Below are 17,563 nucleotides of genomic sequence, written 5' to 3'. Positions count from 1 at the left end.
CTCTGCGCCCCTTCCGAATTACCGTTCAACGCCTTACTTTCCGATGGGATCAACAATGACGGAAAACTCTTCCCTGCTGGCCGAATTTCCCACGTGCCCGCGTGACGACAAGGACCGGCCGCGGGTTTTCACTTCGGCTTCCGGCGCCTATGTGACCGATGAATCGGGATTTCGCTGGATCGATTTCGACAATGCGCGGGGCTCGATTCTGCTGGGGCACGGCGACCCGGGTGTGGCGGAGGCCGTCGCACGGGCGGCGACCGGTGCGGACGGCACGGCCACCGGCTGGAGCCCCCGGGTCGACGCGGTCCTGGAGCGGCTGCACGCCCTGTGCGGCGGCGACGTCGTGGGGTTGTTCCGGTCCGGTACGGCGGCGGTCCGGGCGGCCGTGCTGGCCGTGCGCGAGGCGACCGGGCGGCCGCTGCTGCTGAGCGCCGGCTACCACGGCTACGACCCGATGTGGTTCCCGTCCGCGGCGCCGCTGGAGCCCAACGCGGACGGGGTGGTGGACTTCTTCTTCGACCTCGGCCTCCTGGAGGAGCTGCTGGCCGCGCCCGAGCGGGTCGCGGCGGTGGTCGTGTCGCCGGACCACATGCACCTGTCGCCCGCCTGGTACCGCGAGCTGCGCCGGCTGTGCTCGGCGGCGGGGGTCGTGCTGGTCGCGGACGAGGTGAAGGTGGGCCTCCGCTACGGGCCCGGCCTGTCCACCGCGGAGGTCCTCGCGCCGGACGTGTGGGTGGTCGCCAAGGGCATGGCCAACGGGCACGCGGTGTCCGCGGTCGGCGGGTCCCGCGCCCTGCTGAAGCCGCTGAAGGAGGTGTCGTTCACCTCCTTCTTCGAGCCGACGATCCTGGCCGCGGCCGACGCCGCGCTCGCCCGGGTCGCCACCGGGGAACCGCAGCGGGCGGCCCGGGAGGCCGGCGAACGGTTCCTGCGCCACGCCCGCAAGGCGTTCGAGGACGCGGCCCTGCCGGTCGAGATCGCCGGCGACGGCACGTTCTTCCAGTTCGTCCCGGCGTCGGAGGAGCTGGAGGACGCCTTCTACGCGGCGGCGAACGCCGAGGGCCTGCTCTTCTACGCGGGCGACAACCAGGGCGTGTCGGCCGCCTTCGACGACGCCGTGCTGACCGACGCCGAGCAGCGGTTCACCCGGGTGTGCGACCGGCTGACGCCGTACGCGGGCGGCGCCGGCGTCGACGAGGCGGCCCGCTACCGGGTCGCCTGGAACGTGATGGACGGCCTGCGCGAGGCCCCGCGCGACCGGGCGGCCACCGCCGGGCTGCTGGCGCGGCTGCTCGACGACTGAACCCGCCCCCCGACACCCCGAAGGAAACCAGAGACATTGAGGCGGCTTTCCATGGACAGCCCAGCCGTTACCGGCACCGCAGGAACATCCGGGCAGGAATCGGCGGAGGAGACCGCGAAGTACGGCGCGAAATGCGCCCGGCTGCTCCGGCTGCACCGCGACCCGCAATTCACCGATGTGGCACTCCCGGTGTACCCGCTCGACCCGGCCGACGCCCGTGAATTCACGGCGCGGGCGGGCGGGACGGAAACGACGCAGAAGGAACTCGTCGCGGGATACGCATATTTCCTGCGCGAGCTGCACCCCGATCTCGCCGCGCGGCTCCGCGAGGTGTGCGGCGATGCGCCCTGGATCGTCCGCAGTTCGGGTGCGGAGGACCAGGAGGACAACGTCAACGCGGGCGGCTACGAGAGCCTGGTGTGCCCGCGGCCCGAGGACGTGTACGCGACGGTCGCGGCGGTCGTCTTCAGCGGGTACGGCGAACACGCCGTGGCCCAGCAGCGGCTGGCCGACCCCGGGTACCGGCCCTCCCCCATCGCCGCGTTCGTGCAGCCCCTCGTCGACGCGGCGGGCCCGGCCGGTGCGGCCGACCCGGCCGCACCGGGCGAGACACCGCTGCTGGGCGACGCGGACGTGGCCGCCCTGACCGACCTGCTGACGCGGGTGCACCGCGGCTTCGGCATGCCCCGCGTGGACTCCGAGTGGGTGCTGGAGACCGACGCGGGCACCGTCTCCGTCACCGGGCTCACCGAACTCACGCCGGACGGGCGGCTCGTCGGCCAGCTGTCGCTGGGCTTCGGCTTCGCCTCCGCCCAGCGCCTGGGCGACGGAGACAACAGCCTGGTCTGGCTGACCGGCGTCCCCGGTACGACGCTGTGGCGCGGTGCACTCCTGCGCCGGGTGGACACCGCCCGGACGCGGTTGGTGCAGGTCCGCCCGGCCGCCGCGTTCGACCCCGAACCGTCGCTGGAGACCCTCACCGACGCCTGCCGGGACGTCTGGCGCGCCACGTGCGTCGCCGCGCCGGTCGACATCCTGGTGCCGCCCCGCCGGGTGCGCGCCTCGTCGTTCCTCACGTCCGTGCGCCTGGAGGACGCCTGGAGCCGCTACCTCCGCCTCGACCCCGAGCAGCGGGCGCGGCTCGGGCACGTCCTGGTGGAGCGGGGCGCACCGGCCGAGCACGCCGCGGTGATGTTCCGTCAGGAGGGCGTCGCCGTGCTGCGGGGGCGCCCGGAGGACATCCCGGAGACCGCGTCGTACGCGCTCGCGGACCCGTGGACGCAGGAGTGCTACTTCGGCACCGGCCGGCCGCCCGCGGTGGAGACCGGGACGCGGCGCATGACCGCCGTCCCGCAGGGCTGCCGGCTGCTGTTCACCGCCGGCGACGCCGCCGACGCCGCCGCGGCGGCCCGCGCGGACGGCACGCCGCCCGGCCCGGAGCTGATGCCGGGCGTCGCCCGCCTGGACGAGGTGCCCCATCTGTCGTCGCGGGTCCGGGAGCGGATCGTGCGGGACAGTTTCCTGCCGGCCCCCGACGTGTTCGTCCGGCTCGGCGCCGACGTGGCGTCGCCCGCGTTCGCGGCCCGTGCCGCGGAGGCGCTGCTCGACGGCGGCGTACCGGCGGAACGGGCCGCGGAGCTGGTGCCGGAGGCCGCGCGGGCGTACGTGCACGGGCTGGCCGCGGCGCGGGCCACGGGCACCGCCGACGTGCGGGTCGCGGTCGCGGTGGCCCGCCTGGAGGCGGCCGGCACCGTGCCGGACACGGCCCTGGAGACCGTGCTCACCCCGGCCCTCGCCCTCGCGGCGGGCGGGGCGGGCGGCACGGAGGCCGCGCTGGCCCTGCTGGACGCGGTGGCGTCCCTGTCGTCCGCCCTGCACGCCCTGGACGTGTACACGGCGGCGGAGCGCGAGGAGGTCCTCAGGCGCACGGTGGACGCCCTCCCCCGGGACGACGCGGCCCGCACGGAGGCGCTGTGCCGGTTCGCCGCGCGCTCCTCCGCGCCGCCCGCCGAGACGTACCGGTTGCTCGCACTGGCCGCCCGGGACGAGGAGTTCGCCACCCGCTACCTGGCCGTGGAGCGCTGCCGCGTCGACCTGTCGGCCGCCGACCCGGGTGACGCGGCACGGCGCGGCCGGGCGCTGAACGACGCGTACCGGGCCTACGTGGGTGCCGGAGCGTGGGACGATGGCGGGGACCAGGTGCTGCTGGACCTGACCAGGAGCGACCTGATCGAGGCGTACGACAGCACCCTCAAGCGGCTGCTGCTGGAACTGGTGGACCGTCCGGAACCGGGCCCGTATCGCGCGTACCTCGATCTGCTGGAGCAGTGGCTGGACCTCGTGGGCGCGTTCGGCCTCTCGGACGGCGAGCGGCGCGCGGTCGAGGGGTTCGGTGCGTGGGTCGCGGTGTGGCGCGGGGCGCCGGTGCCGGACGGCTTCGCCCTGGAGGAGGAACTGACCTGGGGCCGGCTGCTGGAGCTGGCCGCCGAGGGCGTACCGGCCGGCGGTGAGGACGGGCCCGGCAACCCGCACCAGCTCCACAACGCGCTGCACCAGTGGCTGCTCGCCCGCACCGCCCGCTACCCCGCCGAGCGGGCCCCGTCGGGAGTGCGCGAACTCCAGCGCCTGTCGGACCGGTTCGGACCGGGCGGCAACAAGCTGCTGCGGTTCACCCGGGACGCGTTCGAACTGGACGTGCCGCTGGGCATCCACAAGGCGAGCCTGATGTTCCGCCCCGACCGGGTGGAGGGCGAGTGGACGGAGCCGCCGGACGTCACCGAGGAGGAGGCCGGACGGCTCACCGGGCTGACGGTCCTGCTGGACCGCTGCGGCACGTGGTTCCCCGAGCTGGTCTTCCGCTGCGAGCGGGTGCTGCTGGCCGGGACGTGGACGCTCCAGGTGGAGGCGCGCCCGCCGGCGGGCGCGGAACGGTTCACCCTCGCGCAGATGCGGCTGGCGCTCGGGGTGTTCCGCACCCTCTTCGACGGCTCGTACGACTTCTCGTACGTGCCGGAGGAGGACGTCGCGAGCCTTCCGGAGGCTTTCCGGGAGCCGGAGTGGGCCGAGGTGTTCCGGGCCCTCGTCGACTACCGGCTCGTCTACGACGACGCCGAGTTGTTCGAGACGCTGGAGACCCTGCCGCTGGGCACCGCCGTCGGCATGCTGTGCACGGACGGCCGGATCCGCAGCGAGGTGCTGGCCGCCTCCACCGAGGGTTCCGAGGGCGCGCTGGCGCGGCTCGACGCGGCGTGGCGGCGGCTGGCCGCCACGGAGGACCCGGCCGACTGGATCGCCGGGCACAACGCGGTGCAGCAGCTGGCGCTCCTGGTGGCGGCCCGGTTCCCGGACGCGGCGGTGGCGGCGTTCACCGCGGCGGACGCGCCGGGCTGGGCCGACGTGCTGGGCGCGGCGCTGCTCCCCCGCGCGGACGTGCGGGACGCGGTGGCGCGGGCGTTCGCCGGGCGCCCCGGTGGTGACGGCCCGCTCCTGCGGCGGGCGCCCTGGCTGGTGGTGACGGAGGCGAACGCGGCGGACGTGGCCCGGCGGGTCGCCGCCGCGCCCCGGGCACACCGGCGCTGCAAGCAGTTCCTGGTGCACCGGTACGCCGAGGTGCTGGACCGCGAGGGCCTGCTGGCCGGGCTCGTGGCGGACCTGGAGGTCGTGCCGTACGGTGCCGGACCGCACCGGGAGGAGCTGCTGACGGCGGCCGTCGCCGCGGCGGACGGGCGGCTTCGGCGTGACATCCGCGCGAAGGCCGGTGCGGGGCACGTGGCCGCGTGAAGTGACCGTGCCGAGGCCGTCGCGGCGGGCGGACCACCGGCCGCCGCGCCGGCCGGAGGCGGTAGGAGGCGGTAGGCGGTCAGCGCTAGGCGGCGGTCGGCGGTTCAGGAACCGCCGGCCGCCTCCCCCGGCTTGCCCGCCGCCTCGCCCAGCTTGCCCTCGATCCACTCGACGCCGAACCGGACCACGTCCGGAGCCTCGAAGAGGTGGCAGGGGGCGGCGCCCACGCGGCCGGTGCGGCCGATGCCCGCGGCCAGCATGTCCTCGGCGACCACCGTGAACGGCCACACCCCTTCGGGCACCACGCGTCCGTACGGGAACGCCTCGGTCTCGGTGTCGACGTCCCGGAACCGCCGCCACACCCGGCGGCCGTCGACGGTGATCGGCTGCTCGTACGCGACGTACCGCTTGCCGGGTGCCTCGGCCAGTGCCTCCGCGTGGTGCAGCAGCGTCAGCGCGTCCAGCGGGGCGCCGAGCAGCAGGACCCGGCCGCCGTCCTCGGCGAGCCGGGCGAGCGGGCTGTCCGGGCCGTGCGGGTCGTCCCAGGGGTGGTCGTCCATCAGGCGGTGAGCGGCCGGCCCGACCGCGACGAAGCTCGCGTCGGGGTGCCGGCTGCGGACCGCTCCGGGCCAGTGGCGCAGGGCCTCGGGGACCCGGCCGTTGTTGTGGTCGGCCTCGCTGAGCAGCGGGTCGTAGGCGGGCCACTCGGCGCGGGCCGCGTCCCGCCACTCCGGCGGCCAGTCGGCGAGGTCGTAGGGCGGGGCGTCGTTCCAGCCGCAGTAGGCCATGAGGGTGCCGGCGTCGCCGACGGCCTCCAGGAGCGCGCCGATCACGGTGTGCGTGCCCCCCACGACGTAGCCGATCGCCGACATGCGGGTGTGCACCATGACGGTGTCGCCGGCGCCGACACCAAGCTCTGCGAGGTCGCGCACCAGGCGGGCCCGTGTGACGGGGCCACCGACGCGCTCGATCAGTTCCCTCTCGTCCACGCGCCGAACCTAGCGGCGTACGCCGGGCGCAGGACGGTTTTCGGCCATGCCCGCTGCTGAGGGAAAAACACCTTCCCTACAACTTTCGCTGTACGCGCCATACACCCTTGCTCAACCCTTCGTTTCCCTCCATTGCGACGCTCCGATTCCGCGGGACACCATGGCCATCGCCACAGCCCGTAACCGCAGAAACGGATGGCTAGGTGCACACGTCGCAGCAATCAGCAATCGTTCCCCAGGCGCTGACAAGTGAATTCGAGGAGGGCTGGCAGCGCACCGCGGTCGAGGAGATCGCGGCGCGGCTCGCCGACCCGGACTTTCCCTGTGTGTTCTCGCGGAACGCCTTCCGCAAGCAGCTTCTGAGATTCGCCTTCGTGGCCGACGCCGGGAGCGACGGCATCCGGCACCTGGCGGCGGCCCTCACGGAGTACGTCGAGCAGGCCAGGAGCTGGGACGGACAGCTGGACACCGCGTATCCGCTGGTCGTGGTGTTCTCGCCGGAAGCCGTGACGGCCGGCTCCGTCGAGGACCACCACGCCTTCGGCTGGCACGTCCTGCAGGAGCTGCACCGGGTCGACCCCGCGCCCTGGCCGGCCGGCGTCGCCCGGCATCCGGAGTCCGAGGCCTGGTCCATGTGCTTCAACGGAATGCCGCTTTTCTGCAATATGAGCAATCCCGCACACCGGGTGCGCCGCAGCCGTCATCTCGGCGGCTCCTTCGTTCTCGTCATCAATCCGCGGGAGCGGTTCGACGTATTCGCCGGGGACACTCCGAGCGGGCGGAAAGTGCGCGCCAACATTCGCAAGCGAATACACCGTTACGACGGTGTTCAGCACTCCCCGCAATTGGGTTCCTACGGCGCCGGTGCCCTCGAATGGCAGCAGTACGGCCTGATCGAGGAGAACACCGGGCGCTCCGACACCTGCCCCTTCCAGCCCCGCACCGACGACGACACGCAGAGGACTTCCTGAACCATGATCGAACTCATCGTCTCCCAGGGCCGGGTGGCCGACCGGAAGCCCCGGATGATCGAGGGCGCGGCCCGCATCGCGCGCGCCCTGGAGCAGCGGTACGGACTCACCGGCCGCTGGATCGGCGAGCCCGCGCCCGCCGCCGACGACGACTGGAGCGTCAGCCTTCCGCAGGCCGGGGAGCAGCTGACCGCACTGGGCCGGGCCGTCGGCGAGAGCATCCGCGCCGGGCACCGGACGGTCCTGATCTCCAACACCTGCCCCGCGAGCATCGGCACGCTGCCGGTCGTGGCCCGTGAGCTCCCGGACGCCGTGGTGCTCTACATCGACGGGCACGGCGACTTCAACACGCCGGACACGACCGGGACCGGCTACCTGGGCGGGATGGTCCTCGCCGCCGCGTGCGGCCTGTGGGACAGCGGCCACGGTGCCGGGCTGCCGGCGTCGCAGGCGGTGCTGGTCGGCAGCCGGGACATCGACGAGGCCGAGGCCGAGCTGATCGCCCGGGCCGGGGTGCGGGTCATCCCGCCCGGGGAGACGACGGCCGAGACCATCCTGGACGCCATCGGCGACCGCCCGGTCTGGGTGCACATCGACTGGGACGTACTCGAACCGGGCCACGTACCGGCCGACTACACCGTCCCCGACGGCCTGCTCCCCGAGCAGATACGGACCGTCTTCGACACGATTCCGGCCGACCGGCTGCTCGGCGTGGAACTGGCCGAGTTCGACGCCTCCTTGGACGAGGCCCAGAACGAACGCGCCGTCGCCGTGATCCTCGACATGGTCGCGCCCGTCTTCGAGAGCGCCCTCGCCGGCCGGTAGGCCCGGCCCCCTCACCGGCCCCTCCCCGGCCCCTTCCCGGCTCCCTTCCCGGCTCGCTCGCCCGGTTGCCCCCGGTTGCCCGCGGCTGCCCCCTCTCACCCGCCCGCCAAGGAGAGACCCCATGCCCCTCTACGACAGCATCCTCGACACCGTCGGCCGCACACCGATCGTCAGGCTGAACCGCCTCGCCCCCGCGCACACCACGGTCTACGTGAAGGTGGAGGCGTTCAATCCCGGCGGCTCGGTGAAGGACAGGCTCGCGCTCTCCGTGGTCCTCGACGCCGAGGCCAAGGGCTTGCTGAAGCCCGGCGACACGATCGTGGAGTGCACCTCCGGCAACGTCGGCATCGCCCTGGCGATGGTGGCCGCGGCGCGCGGCTACCACTTCGTCGCGGTCATGGGCGACACGTACTCGAAGGAGCGGCGCCAGCTCATCCGGGCGTACGGCGGCAAGGTGATCCTCTTCCCCGGCGAGCTCGGCAGCAGCGGCGGCAACCGCATAGCCGACGAACTGGCCGAGAAGCACGGCTGGTTCCGGGCCCGCCAGTTCGACAACCCGGCCAATCCCGCCTACCACCGGGAGACCACGGCGTCGGAGATCCTCGCGGACTTCGCGGGCAGGCGGCTGGACTACTTCGTCACCGGGTTCGGTACCAGCGGCACCCTCACCGGCGTCGGACAGATGCTGAAGACCGCCCGCCCCGGGGTCCGGGTCGTCGCCGCCGAGCCGGAGAACGCCGCCATCCTGGGCAAGAAGGAGTGGAACGTCCACCGGATCCAGGGCTGGTCCCCCAACTTCGTGCCCAGCGTGCTCGACGACCGTGTCATCGACGAACTGGTCACCGTCGACGAGACGGTGGGCCGTGACACCGCGCGCCGGCTCGCCGCGGAGGAGGGCGTCTTCGCGGGCATCTCCGCCGGCGCAACCCTGGCCACCGCGCTGCGCGTCGCGGAGACCGCCCCGGAGGGCTCGGTGCTGCTCGCCATGCTGCCCGACACCGGGGAGCGCTATCTGTCCACGTTCCTCATGGAGGGCGTCAACGAGGGCTCGGACGACGAGTGGCTCGCGTCGCTGGACTCCGGGAACTGACGTGAGCAGGGAATTCGTCCCGCCGGCCGCCCGGTTCTCCGCCCTGCCCCGTACGTTCACCCTGCTCCGCGGCGGCACCCTGACCGGTGCGCGGATCGCGTACGAGACGCTCGGACGGCTGACCCGGGAACGTGACAACGCGGTCCTGATCCTCACCGGCCTGTCGCCCGACAGCCACGTCGCCTCCCACCCACAGGACCCTTCGCCGGGGTGGTGGGAGGCCATGGTGGGGCCGGGCAGACCGGTCGACACCGACCGCTGGTACGTGATCTGCGTCAACTCACTGGGCAGTTGCAAGGGCTCGACGGGGCCCGCCTCCGTCGATCCCGCGACGGGCGTACCGTACGGCCCCGACTTCCCGGAACTCTCGATGGAGGACATCGCCGACGCCGCCGCCCACACCGTACGTGCCCTCGGCGTCGAGCAGCTGGCCTGCGTCATCGGCACCTCCATGGGCGGGATGAGCGCGCTGTCCCTCCTGGCCCGGCACCCGGGGCTGGCCCGCGCCCACCTGAACATCTGCGGGGCGGCGAACTCGCTGCCGTTCGCGACGGCGGTCCGCTCGCTGCAACGCGAGGCGATCCGCTTCGACCCGCACTGGAACGACGGCCGCTACGACGCGGAGAGCTACCCGCACCGCGGCATGCTCACGGCGCGCAAGCTGGGCATGACGACCTACCGTTCGGCCCGTGAGTGGGACCGCCGCTTCGGCCGTGCCCGCATCGCGGCGGAGCGCCGCGCGGACGACGACCCCTTCGGTCCGGAGTTCGAGGTCGAGGCGTACCTCGAATGCCACGCCCGGAAGTTCTCCGGCCGGTTCGACCCCAACAGCTATCTCCACCTCAGCCGCTGTATGGACCGCTTCGACCTCGGCGAGTCCTGCGGCGCCCCGACCGCCGAGGTCCTGGCCCGCATACCGCTGGAGAAGGCGCTGGTGATCGGTGTGGAGACCGACATCCTCTTCCCGCCCGGACAGCAACGGGAGATCGCCGACGGTCTCGCCGCCGGAGGCACGGACGCCGCGTTCCTGGCCCTGGAGTCGGACGAGGGCCACGACGCCTTCCTCGTCGACATCGACCGCTTCGCGCTCCCCATCGCGAAGTTCCTCACCACGCTCTAGCACTCCGGAGGTGCGTATGCCCGACCACTCGTCCCGGCTGGCCCTCGTCACCGGCGCGAACCGCGGTATCGGATTCGAGACCGCGCGCCGCCTCGCCGCCGAAGGCGTCCGGGTACTCCTCACCGGACGGGACCGCGAGGCGGTCACCGTGGCGGTGGACGAACTGCGCCGGACCGGCCTCCCGGTGGAACCGCTGGTCCTCGACGTGACCGACGCCGCCGGCATCCGGGCCGCCGCCGCCCACGTCGAGCGGTCGTACGGCCGGCTCGACATCCTCGTCAACAACGCCGCCATCCGCGTCGAGGAGTACGGCAGGAGGCCGTCGGAACAGCCGCTCGCGCTGTGGCGCCAGACCTTCGACACCAACCTGTTCGCCGTCGTCGAGGTGACCCGGGCCTTCCTGCCGCTGCTGCGGCGGTCCCGGGCCGCCCGCATCGTCAACCTGTCCAGCCTGCTGGGCTCCGTCGGCACGCACGGCGATCCCGACTCGTACGCCTACAGCGACATGTTCAAGTCGCTCCCCGCCTACAGCGCCTCCAAGAGCGCGCTCAACTCGTGGACCGTCCACCTCGCCTACGAACTGCGCGACACCCCGATCAAGGTGAACGCCGTGCACCCCGGCTACACCCGGACCGGCCTGAACGACGGCGAGGGAGACCTCACCATCCCGGAGGGCGCCCGGACGGGCGTGGCGATGGCCCTGCTCGGCGACGACGGCCCCACCGGCTCGTACACGCATCGCGGCGAAACCGTCCCCTGGTAACACCGGTACATCAATGGAGCGTTTCCCCTATGGGCAACCACGTGGCCCTGGCCACCGACACGACCAGCCTTCCGATCGACTACGACATGCCGTTGCTGCTGGAGGCGTGTGAGGCCGCCGGCGTGCGGGCCGAGATATGCAGCTGGGAGGACCCGGACATCGACTGGGGGCTCTTCGACGCCGTACTGCTGCGGTCCCCCTGGAGTTACGTCGAGCAACTCCCGCGCTTCCTGCGGTGGTGCGAGCACGTCACCGCCGTGACGCATCTTCTGAACCCGCTCCCGGTGGTGCGCTGGAACCTCGACAAGAGCTACCTGGGCGATCTGGACGCGGCCGGTGTGCCCGTCGTACCGAGCAGCTTCGTGGCGCCGGAGGCGGAGCCCGCCGACGCCCTGCGGGCCTTCCTCGAACGGCACCCCGGGGCCGCCGAGTTCGTGGTCAAGCCGACCGTGGGCGCCTACTCGCGGGACGTCCAGCGGTTCTCCCGCGCGCAGGAGCCCGAGGCGACGCGGCACATCGCCAAGCTGCTCCGGCAGGGCTGCGACGCGCTCATCCAGCCCTACCTGGACGCCGTCGACCGCGACGGTGAGACCGACCTCGTCTACTTCGACGGCGCGTACAGCCACGCCATCCGCAAGCGGGCGCTGCTCCTGCCGGACGGAACCGTCGACGTCCCCACCCAGGACGCCCGCACCGCGCGCGAGGCCGCCGAGGACGAGCGGGCGGTCGCCTCGGCCGCGCTGGAGGCGGTGGTGGCACGACTCGAGCTGGAACGGCCGCTGCTCTACGGCCGCGTCGACCTCATCCGCGACGGCGCGGGCAGACCCGTGCTGCTCGAACTCGAAGTGTGCGAGCCGTCGCTGAGCATGCCCTTCGCGGAGGGCTCCGCGACCCGGTTCGCGCGGGCCATCGCCGCACGGCTGGAAGACATCTCCCGAGACCGCAGGAACGGATGACCATGGCAACGCAACAGATCCCCACAGCCCCGACCCGGGCCGCCACGACCCCGGCCGGCACGACTCCGACCGGCACGACCCCTTCCGCCACGACCCCGGCCGGTGGCGCCTCGGTCGTGCCGCGCGGCACCCTCTACGCCGCACTCGGCGTGCTCAGCTTCTCCTTCAGCTTCCCCGGTACGGTGTGGGCCCTCGACGGCTTCGGACCGTGGAGCGCCATCGGGGTGCGCGGTGTGCTCGCCGCCGTCATCGCGGGTACGGCGCTGCTGGTGACGCGGGCGCCGCTGCCGGCCCGTGCCGACTGGCCCGCGCTCGCGGTCGTCGCGGGCGGCTGTGCGATCGGCTTCCCGCTGCTCACCACGCTCGCCCTGCAGACGTCGTCCACGGCGAACTCGGCGATCGTCATCGGCGCGCTGCCGATGGCCACCGCGGCGTTCTCCGCGGTCCTCACCCGGCGCCATCCCTCGAAGGTGTTCTGGGCCGCGGCCCTGACCGGCGGGGCGACCGTCGTCGCCTTCACGTTCTCGCAGAGCCACGGCACGCCGACGGTCGCCGATCTGTACCTCTTCGGCGCCCTCGTCGTCTGCGCGGCCGGGTACGCCTTCGGCGGGCGGCTCTCCGCCCGGATGCCGGGGTGGCGGGTCATCGCCTGGGGCGTGGTCCTGGCCTTCCCGGTCAACCTCGCCGTCTCCCTGTGGGCACTGCCGCACGAGCCGGTGGACCTCACGGCCAAGGCGCTGGTCGGCATGGCGTACATCGCGGCCGTCTCGCAGTTCGGCGGCTTCGTCGTCTGGTACAAGGGCATGGGGCTCATCGGGGTGGCGCGGGCCAGCCAACTCCAACTGGCGCAGCCGCTGTTGACCCTCGTATGGGCGGTGCTGCTGCTCGGTGAGGAGATCGGTGCGGCCGTGCCGCTGACCGCGGCCGTCGTGCTCGCCTGCATCGTCGTCACCCAACGCGCCAGGACGTCGTGACGGAATCTCCTCTCCACTCCGGCGGGCCCCGAAACCACGAAATCCGTGGCTTCGGGGCCGCCGCGCTCTCGCATTCTCATTTTCCGGACGCCCATTTTCCTCTGATACGAAGGGTGCTACGTTCTCCGCGATCAGGCTGCGGGGCGGATCGGCAGGGCCTGCCGCGGCCCCGGGAAGGGGAGGCGCGAAGTGAGTCGTCAGGCGGCCGCACACCAGCTCCGTACCGCCACGTCCGCCATCGTCGAGGCGTACCGGGCGGAACTCCAACGGCTGAGCAGCCCGCTGGCGACCCGCGAAGACGCCTGGCGGCAGTGCCGCTACCAGGCACAGAACATCGTGGCCGAGTGCGCGCAGTCGCTGGAGACCGGCCGGCCGGCGGAGGTCGCGGGTGCCGGGGAGTACTCCCGGCTGCTCGGCGCGCACCGCGTCACCCAGCGGATCCCGGTGTCGGAGTCGGTCCGGGCGGCGGAGGTGCTCTGGCAGGCCATGCAGGAGGCGGTCACGCGGGCGGCGGGCCTGATGCCGGCCGGGGAACGGCACGCGGTGCAGCAGGAGATCAGCACCACGTTCCGTACGGTCACGGGGGCGCGTCTCTACCAGGGGATCCGCGGCTACGAGGAGGCCGCACGGCCGCCGGCCCCCGCCGACCCTCCGCAGCGGCCGTCCGGGGCGCCACCCCGGACGGATCTGGAGCCGCAGTCCCTGGAGCCGCAGTCCCTGGAGCTGCTCACGCTGCGGGAGCGGGAGATCCTCGCGGCGGTACGGGAGGGGCTGACGAACCGGCAGATCAGCCGGCGCTTCGAGATCACGGAGGCGACCGTCAAACGCCATCTGCACAACGCGTACCGCAAGCTCGGCATCAACTCCCGGGTGCAGGCGCTGAACAAGATGTTCCCCGGAAAGGGCTGACCGCGCCGCCGGAGCGGCGCGGTCGGGATGATCGACGTGGGCGTGTCTCGCTCCGTTCAGGCGGACCGGTTCAGCCGAGGATCCGCAGCAGGACCAGGCCGGCGAGCGCGGCGAGGTTCGCGACGTACTGGGTGACCATGAAGGCCCGGTAGGCTCCGCGGCGTTCCGCGCGGTCGGCGTCTTCGCGGCGGGCGTCCCGCACCACCCGGACGACCACCCACAGCGACCCGAGTGCCACCGGCACCGCGACCGTCAGGGCAGGCGTCACCCACAGCAGCGCCAGCGCCGGTGCGGCCGCGCCGACGGAGAGGGCACCGGCCACCGCCAGGGCCCGCGCGGCCGCCGGACCACGGACGACCGCGACCGTACGGCGGCCGCCGGCCGCGTCGCCGCTGACGTCACCCAGGTCCTTGACCACGGCGCCGACCAGGGCCATCCAGGCCGGCATCACCCCGGCGACCAGCACGCCGGTCGCGGTCCATTCGCCGCCGGACGCCGAGACGCCCGCCCCGTACGCCGTCGCGCCCAGTCCGAAGACCACCAGCGCGCAGCGCCCGCTGAAGCACTTCGCCGTCACCGGTTCGGCCGAGTAGGCCCAGCCCAGGACCAGGAAGCCGGCCGTCCAGAGCACCACCCCGGGCCCGGCGAGCCCGCCGAGGAGGAGGGCGGCGCAGGCCAGCAGGACGCTGCCTTGGGCGGCGGTCCGCTCGGGGAGGTCGCCGCGGGCGACCGGGCGCCGGGAGCCGTTCACCCGGTCCTCGCGGACGTCGGTGACACCGTTGAGCAGATACGCGCAGACCACGGCACACCACAGGGACGCCATGCCGAGCGCGGGGCGGGTGAGGGAGTGCGGCACCTGCGCCGCGGACGCCACTCCGACCGCGAACCGCAGGAGGAAGGCGACCTGCACGATCGGACGGGCCTCGTGCCAGCAGAGGCGAACGGTCTCCGCAAGCGTGTGCCACGCGGAGTGCCAACGGAGATCCAGGACTCGAGCCGGCCTGGTGACGATCACGTGCCCACTGAGATTGATCACGGTCGCAACCCTAGGAACGCCGCCCGGCCCCGGCCATACAACCATCGGCGTACACAGGGTGCACCGCGGAAGCGCCCAATCAGCCGTGCGCCAGCGCCGGTTGGGGGGACGCGCACACGGGAGGCAGCCCGGACGGCCGTCAGGCGCACCGCAGGGCGAGGGCCGCGATGTCGTCGTCGAGCCTTCCCCGGCTGTAGCGGAGCAGGTCGCGGTGCAGCCGGTCGAGCAGCTCGCGGGGTGACGCCGGCTCCTGCTCCGCCATCCACTCCGGGAGGGGGAAGAACTCACCCGCGTGGTCCCGGGTCTCCGTCACGCCGTCGGTGTAGAGGAGCAGGTGGTCGCCCGGGACGAAGGCGGCGGTGTCGACGCAGTAGGCGTCTCCGATCAGCGCTGCGAGGTTGAGGGGCGGCGAGGGGGTGGACGGCTCCAGGACGTGGGTCCGCCCGTGGTGCACGAGCAGGGGCGGCGGGTGCCCGCAGTTGAGGAGCGTGATCCGGCCACCGAAGCGGGGGATCTCCGCGAGGAGAACGGTGGCGAAGCGCTCCGGCAGGTCCGGCCCCGGGAAGGCGGCGATGTGGCGGATGATGCTGGTCTCCAGGCGCCGGGCGATGCCCGTCAGGTCGGGCTCGTCGTACGCGGCCTCCCGGAAGGAGCTGGTCACGGCCGCGGCCGCGCCCACCGCGGACAGCCCCTTGCCGCGCACGTCACCGATGAGCAGCCGGACCCCGTACGGGGTGTCGGCCGCCTCGTAGAAGTCGCCGCCGATGCGGGCCTGCTCCTGGGCCGCCAGGTACAGCGACTCGATCTCGACGCCGTCGATGCGGCCGGGCAGGGGGCGCAGCAGCACCTTCTGTGCCGCGTCGGCGACGAGCCGGACGTGGAAGAGCGTCTGCTCCCGCTGGAGCCGGAGGTGGCTCGCGTACGCGGCGGCCAGGGTGACCGCGACGATCGCAGCCCCCGTGTACGGCGTCCCCAGGTCGGTGTGGAAGAAGCTCAGGGTGATCATGACCAGCAGGCAGAACGCCCCCAGCAGCAGGGTGGGCAGCACCGGCCACATCGCGGCGGCGAGCGCGGGCGCGGCGGGCAGGAGACGGCTGAAGGCGATCTCCCTCGGCGTGGAGAACGCCAGGCCGACGATGAGGGCCGTGAGGACCAGGGGCGACAGCAGCGCCGCGTCCCATCTGCCGCGGGGAGGGCGGCGCGGCCGCAGTCGGCCAAGCGAGATCATGAAGGCATGATATCGGGACATATAGGACGTCGATCGGATGTCCTCGCATGGCGGTACGTACGACCCGGTGGGCCGGGCGGCCGATGACCACCGGCGCGGAGCCTGCACCCGTGCGCCCCCGGTGCACACGCCCCCCGCGCCGCCCCGGGCGGCCACGATGGCGGACGGCATGGACGGCAGGGACGGCACGCATGACGTGAGGGAGAGGAGCTCTCCATGACAGGCTCCGGCCTCGGCGGCCCGGACAGCGCGGACAGCGGGGACAGCGCGGACGGCTCGGACGGCTCGGACAGCGGCAAAGCGAAGTTCGACGACGTCTACGACCAGCCGGACCCGCGAGCGTACTTCGCACGGCTGGCACCGCTGCGGTACGAGATCCCCCACCACGCCCAGGCCGTCTTCAGGCGCACCGTGGCCGAGTGGCGCACCGCCGCGCCGCGCGGCGGCCGGGGTTCACCCGCCGTGCTGGACGTGTGCTGCTCGTACGGCGTCAACGCCGCTCTCCTCAACCACGACCTCACGCTCGCGGAGCTGTACGAGCACTACACCTGCCCGCGGGCGCGGCGGCTGTCCACCGAGGAGCTGATGGCGTGGGACAAGGAGTTCTACGCGCGGCGCCGGCGTGCGGACGCCGTCCCGGTCGTCGGCCTGGACATCGCCGGCCGGGCACTGCGGTACGCACGGGCGGTGGGACTGCTGGACGAGGCGTTCACCGACAACCTGGAACGCGGCCCGGCCGGTCCGGGCCTGCGCCGCGCCGTCTCGGGCGTCGGGCTCCTCACCATGACCGGCGGCGGGAGTTACGTCACCCGGCGCACGTTCGACGCGCTGCTGGACGCGGCCCGCCCGCCGGTGTGGGTCAGCGCCTTCGTCCTGCGCACCGTGTCGTACGCGGGCATCGCGGAGGCCCTCGCCTCGCGGGGCATGCGCACCGTGGCGGACCCGGCCCGCACCTGGCCGCAGCGGCGCTTCACGGACGCGCGCGAGCAGGCGTACGCCGTGGAGGCGGTCCGGGCGCTCGGCGCGGATCCCGAGGGCCTGGAGTCGGCCGGACGGTTCCACACGGTGCTGTACGAGTCCCGCCCGGCGCCGCAGTGGACGTCGCCGTCGACGGCACCGCTTCCGACGGCTCCCCCGCCGCTCCGCTAGCGGAGGGGTCCCGGCGCAGGTCACGGTGAGGGCGGCGCCTCGCCCGCGAGGCGCTCCATGTGCTCCTCGCCCCACTCGCCGAGCGGGACGAGAGCGGTGACGAGCGAGTGGCCGAAGTCGGTCAGTGAGTACTCGACCTTCGGCGGGACCTGGTGGTGGACCTCGCGGTGCACCAGGCCGCGGGCCTCCAGCTCCCGCAACTGCAGGGTCAGCATCCGCTCACTGATGCCGGCCACCGTCCGGCGCAACGCGCCGAAGCGCAGCGGGCCTTCGGCGAGCCAGAAGAGGATGAGCCCCTTCCACTTGCCGCCCATGACGTCGATGGCGGCGTCCAGTCCGCACGTATACGTCCGCTTGTTCAACGGAATTCCCCTCACAAGAATGTGGGTACCGGACGAAATTGTCGGTACTTGCAGGCGAGTTGGCGTCACCCCAGCATGGAACGGACATCGCGCTGAGACCGCGTT

At 73.1% G+C, this 17,563-nt stretch carries 15 protein-coding genes; 11 read left to right on the top strand and 4 right to left on the bottom strand.

The annotated features are described in order from the left end of the window. Positions 1-43: 43 nt before the first annotated feature. Positions 44-1,306, top strand: a complete 1,263-nt coding sequence (locus ACZ42X_RS10455) for an aminotransferase class III-fold pyridoxal phosphate-dependent enzyme (protein ID WP_468286676.1) — start codon at positions 44-46, stop codon at positions 1,304-1,306. 51 nt (positions 1,307-1,357) lie between these two features. Beyond that, positions 1,358-5,086, top strand: coding sequence for a hypothetical protein (locus tag ACZ42X_RS10450; RefSeq protein WP_468286674.1), 3,729 nt, complete (start codon positions 1,358-1,360; stop codon positions 5,084-5,086). 104 nt (positions 5,087-5,190) lie between these two features. Here ACZ42X_RS10450 and aac(3)-VIII read toward each other — a convergent pair whose 3' ends face one another. After that, complete coding sequence (aac(3)-VIII, locus tag ACZ42X_RS10445; protein WP_468286671.1) at positions 5,191-6,075, bottom strand: aminoglycoside N-acetyltransferase AAC(3)-VIII; 885 nt, start codon at positions 6,073-6,075, stop codon at positions 5,191-5,193. A gap of 203 nt (positions 6,076-6,278) precedes the next feature. On the opposite strand from aac(3)-VIII, the gene ACZ42X_RS10440 reads away from it, so the two are divergent. From ACZ42X_RS10440 to ACZ42X_RS10405, 8 genes are all read left to right on the top strand, one after another. Then, positions 6,279-7,046, top strand: a complete 768-nt coding sequence (locus tag ACZ42X_RS10440; RefSeq protein ID WP_468286669.1) for a YqcI/YcgG family protein — start codon at positions 6,279-6,281, stop codon at positions 7,044-7,046. A 3-nt stretch (positions 7,047-7,049) separates the two neighbouring features. After that, the gene (locus ACZ42X_RS10435; RefSeq protein ID WP_468286666.1) at positions 7,050-7,871 is read left to right on the top strand and encodes an arginase family protein; all 822 of its coding nucleotides are present in this window, start codon (positions 7,050-7,052) and stop codon (positions 7,869-7,871) included. A gap of 121 nt (positions 7,872-7,992) precedes the next feature. Next, complete coding sequence (cysK, locus tag ACZ42X_RS10430) at positions 7,993-8,961, top strand: cysteine synthase A (RefSeq protein ID WP_468286664.1); 969 nt, start codon at positions 7,993-7,995, stop codon at positions 8,959-8,961. A gap of 1 nt (position 8,962) precedes the next feature. Beyond that, positions 8,963-10,081 carry a homoserine O-acetyltransferase MetX gene (gene metX / locus ACZ42X_RS10425; protein ID WP_468286661.1) on the top strand — a complete coding sequence of 373 codons (1,119 nt, stop codon included), beginning with the start codon at positions 8,963-8,965 and terminating at the stop codon, positions 10,079-10,081. A gap of 16 nt (positions 10,082-10,097) precedes the next feature. Beyond that, complete coding sequence (locus ACZ42X_RS10420) at positions 10,098-10,844, top strand: SDR family oxidoreductase (RefSeq protein WP_468286658.1); 747 nt, start codon at positions 10,098-10,100, stop codon at positions 10,842-10,844. A gap of 29 nt (positions 10,845-10,873) precedes the next feature. Continuing rightward, positions 10,874-11,800 (top strand): ATP-grasp domain-containing protein, encoded by a 927-nt coding sequence (locus ACZ42X_RS10415; protein WP_468286656.1) that lies wholly within the window; start codon positions 10,874-10,876, stop codon positions 11,798-11,800. A gap of 2 nt (positions 11,801-11,802) precedes the next feature. Then, the gene (locus ACZ42X_RS10410) at positions 11,803-12,774 is read left to right on the top strand and encodes a DMT family transporter (RefSeq protein ID WP_468286653.1); all 972 of its coding nucleotides are present in this window, start codon (positions 11,803-11,805) and stop codon (positions 12,772-12,774) included. 189 nt (positions 12,775-12,963) lie between these two features. Then, positions 12,964-13,683: a helix-turn-helix transcriptional regulator gene (locus tag ACZ42X_RS10405; protein ID WP_468286651.1), complete on the top strand. Its 720-nt coding sequence runs from the start codon at positions 12,964-12,966 to the stop codon at positions 13,681-13,683. Between the two features lie 70 nt (positions 13,684-13,753). On the opposite strand, the gene ACZ42X_RS10400 is transcribed toward ACZ42X_RS10405, so the two are convergent. After that, positions 13,754-14,719 carry a UbiA family prenyltransferase gene (locus tag ACZ42X_RS10400; protein ID WP_468286649.1) on the bottom strand — a complete coding sequence of 322 codons (966 nt, stop codon included), beginning with the start codon at positions 14,717-14,719 and terminating at the stop codon, positions 13,754-13,756. Positions 14,720-14,858: 139 nt separating this feature from the next. Continuing rightward, the gene (locus ACZ42X_RS10395; RefSeq protein ID WP_468286646.1) at positions 14,859-15,947 is read right to left on the bottom strand and encodes a PP2C family protein-serine/threonine phosphatase; all 1,089 of its coding nucleotides are present in this window, start codon (positions 15,945-15,947) and stop codon (positions 14,859-14,861) included. Positions 15,948-16,163: 216 nt separating this feature from the next. On the opposite strand from ACZ42X_RS10395, the gene ACZ42X_RS10390 reads away from it, so the two are divergent. Beyond that, complete coding sequence (locus tag ACZ42X_RS10390) at positions 16,164-17,096, top strand: hypothetical protein (RefSeq protein ID WP_468286643.1); 933 nt, start codon at positions 16,164-16,166, stop codon at positions 17,094-17,096. 20 nt (positions 17,097-17,116) lie between these two features. Here the strand turns inward: ACZ42X_RS10390 and ACZ42X_RS10385 are convergent, their stop codons facing one another. After that, positions 17,117-17,458 carry a winged helix-turn-helix transcriptional regulator gene (locus ACZ42X_RS10385; RefSeq protein ID WP_468286640.1) on the bottom strand — a complete coding sequence of 114 codons (342 nt, stop codon included), beginning with the start codon at positions 17,456-17,458 and terminating at the stop codon, positions 17,117-17,119. Positions 17,459-17,563: the final 105 nt, after the last annotated feature.

This window comes from Streptomyces sp. NPDC030862, assembly GCF_055571835.1.
The sequence above is the reverse complement of the archived record's forward strand: the minus strand, read 5'-3'. Positions and strand labels throughout refer to the sequence as shown.

Excerpts from the sequence above, each read along its gene's own strand:
- ACZ42X_RS10455 (WP_468286676.1), top strand. The coding sequence starts at position 44 with ATGGGATCAACAATGACGGAAAACTCTTCCCTGCTGGCCGAATTTCCC.
- ACZ42X_RS10450 (WP_468286674.1), top strand. The coding sequence starts at position 1,358 with ATGGACAGCCCAGCCGTTACCGGCACCGCAGGAACATCCGGGCAGGAA.
- ACZ42X_RS10435 (WP_468286666.1), top strand. The coding sequence starts at position 7,050 with ATGATCGAACTCATCGTCTCCCAGGGCCGGGTGGCCGACCGGAAGCCC.
- cysK (WP_468286664.1), top strand. The coding sequence starts at position 7,993 with ATGCCCCTCTACGACAGCATCCTCGACACCGTCGGCCGCACACCGATC.
- ACZ42X_RS10420 (WP_468286658.1), top strand. The coding sequence starts at position 10,098 with ATGCCCGACCACTCGTCCCGGCTGGCCCTCGTCACCGGCGCGAACCGC.
- ACZ42X_RS10415 (WP_468286656.1), top strand. The coding sequence starts at position 10,874 with ATGGGCAACCACGTGGCCCTGGCCACCGACACGACCAGCCTTCCGATC.
- ACZ42X_RS10410 (WP_468286653.1), top strand. The coding sequence starts at position 11,803 with ATGGCAACGCAACAGATCCCCACAGCCCCGACCCGGGCCGCCACGACC.
- ACZ42X_RS10395 (WP_468286646.1), bottom strand. The coding sequence starts at position 15,947 with ATGATCTCGCTTGGCCGACTGCGGCCGCGCCGCCCTCCCCGCGGCAGA.
- ACZ42X_RS10390 (WP_468286643.1), top strand. The coding sequence starts at position 16,164 with ATGACAGGCTCCGGCCTCGGCGGCCCGGACAGCGCGGACAGCGGGGAC.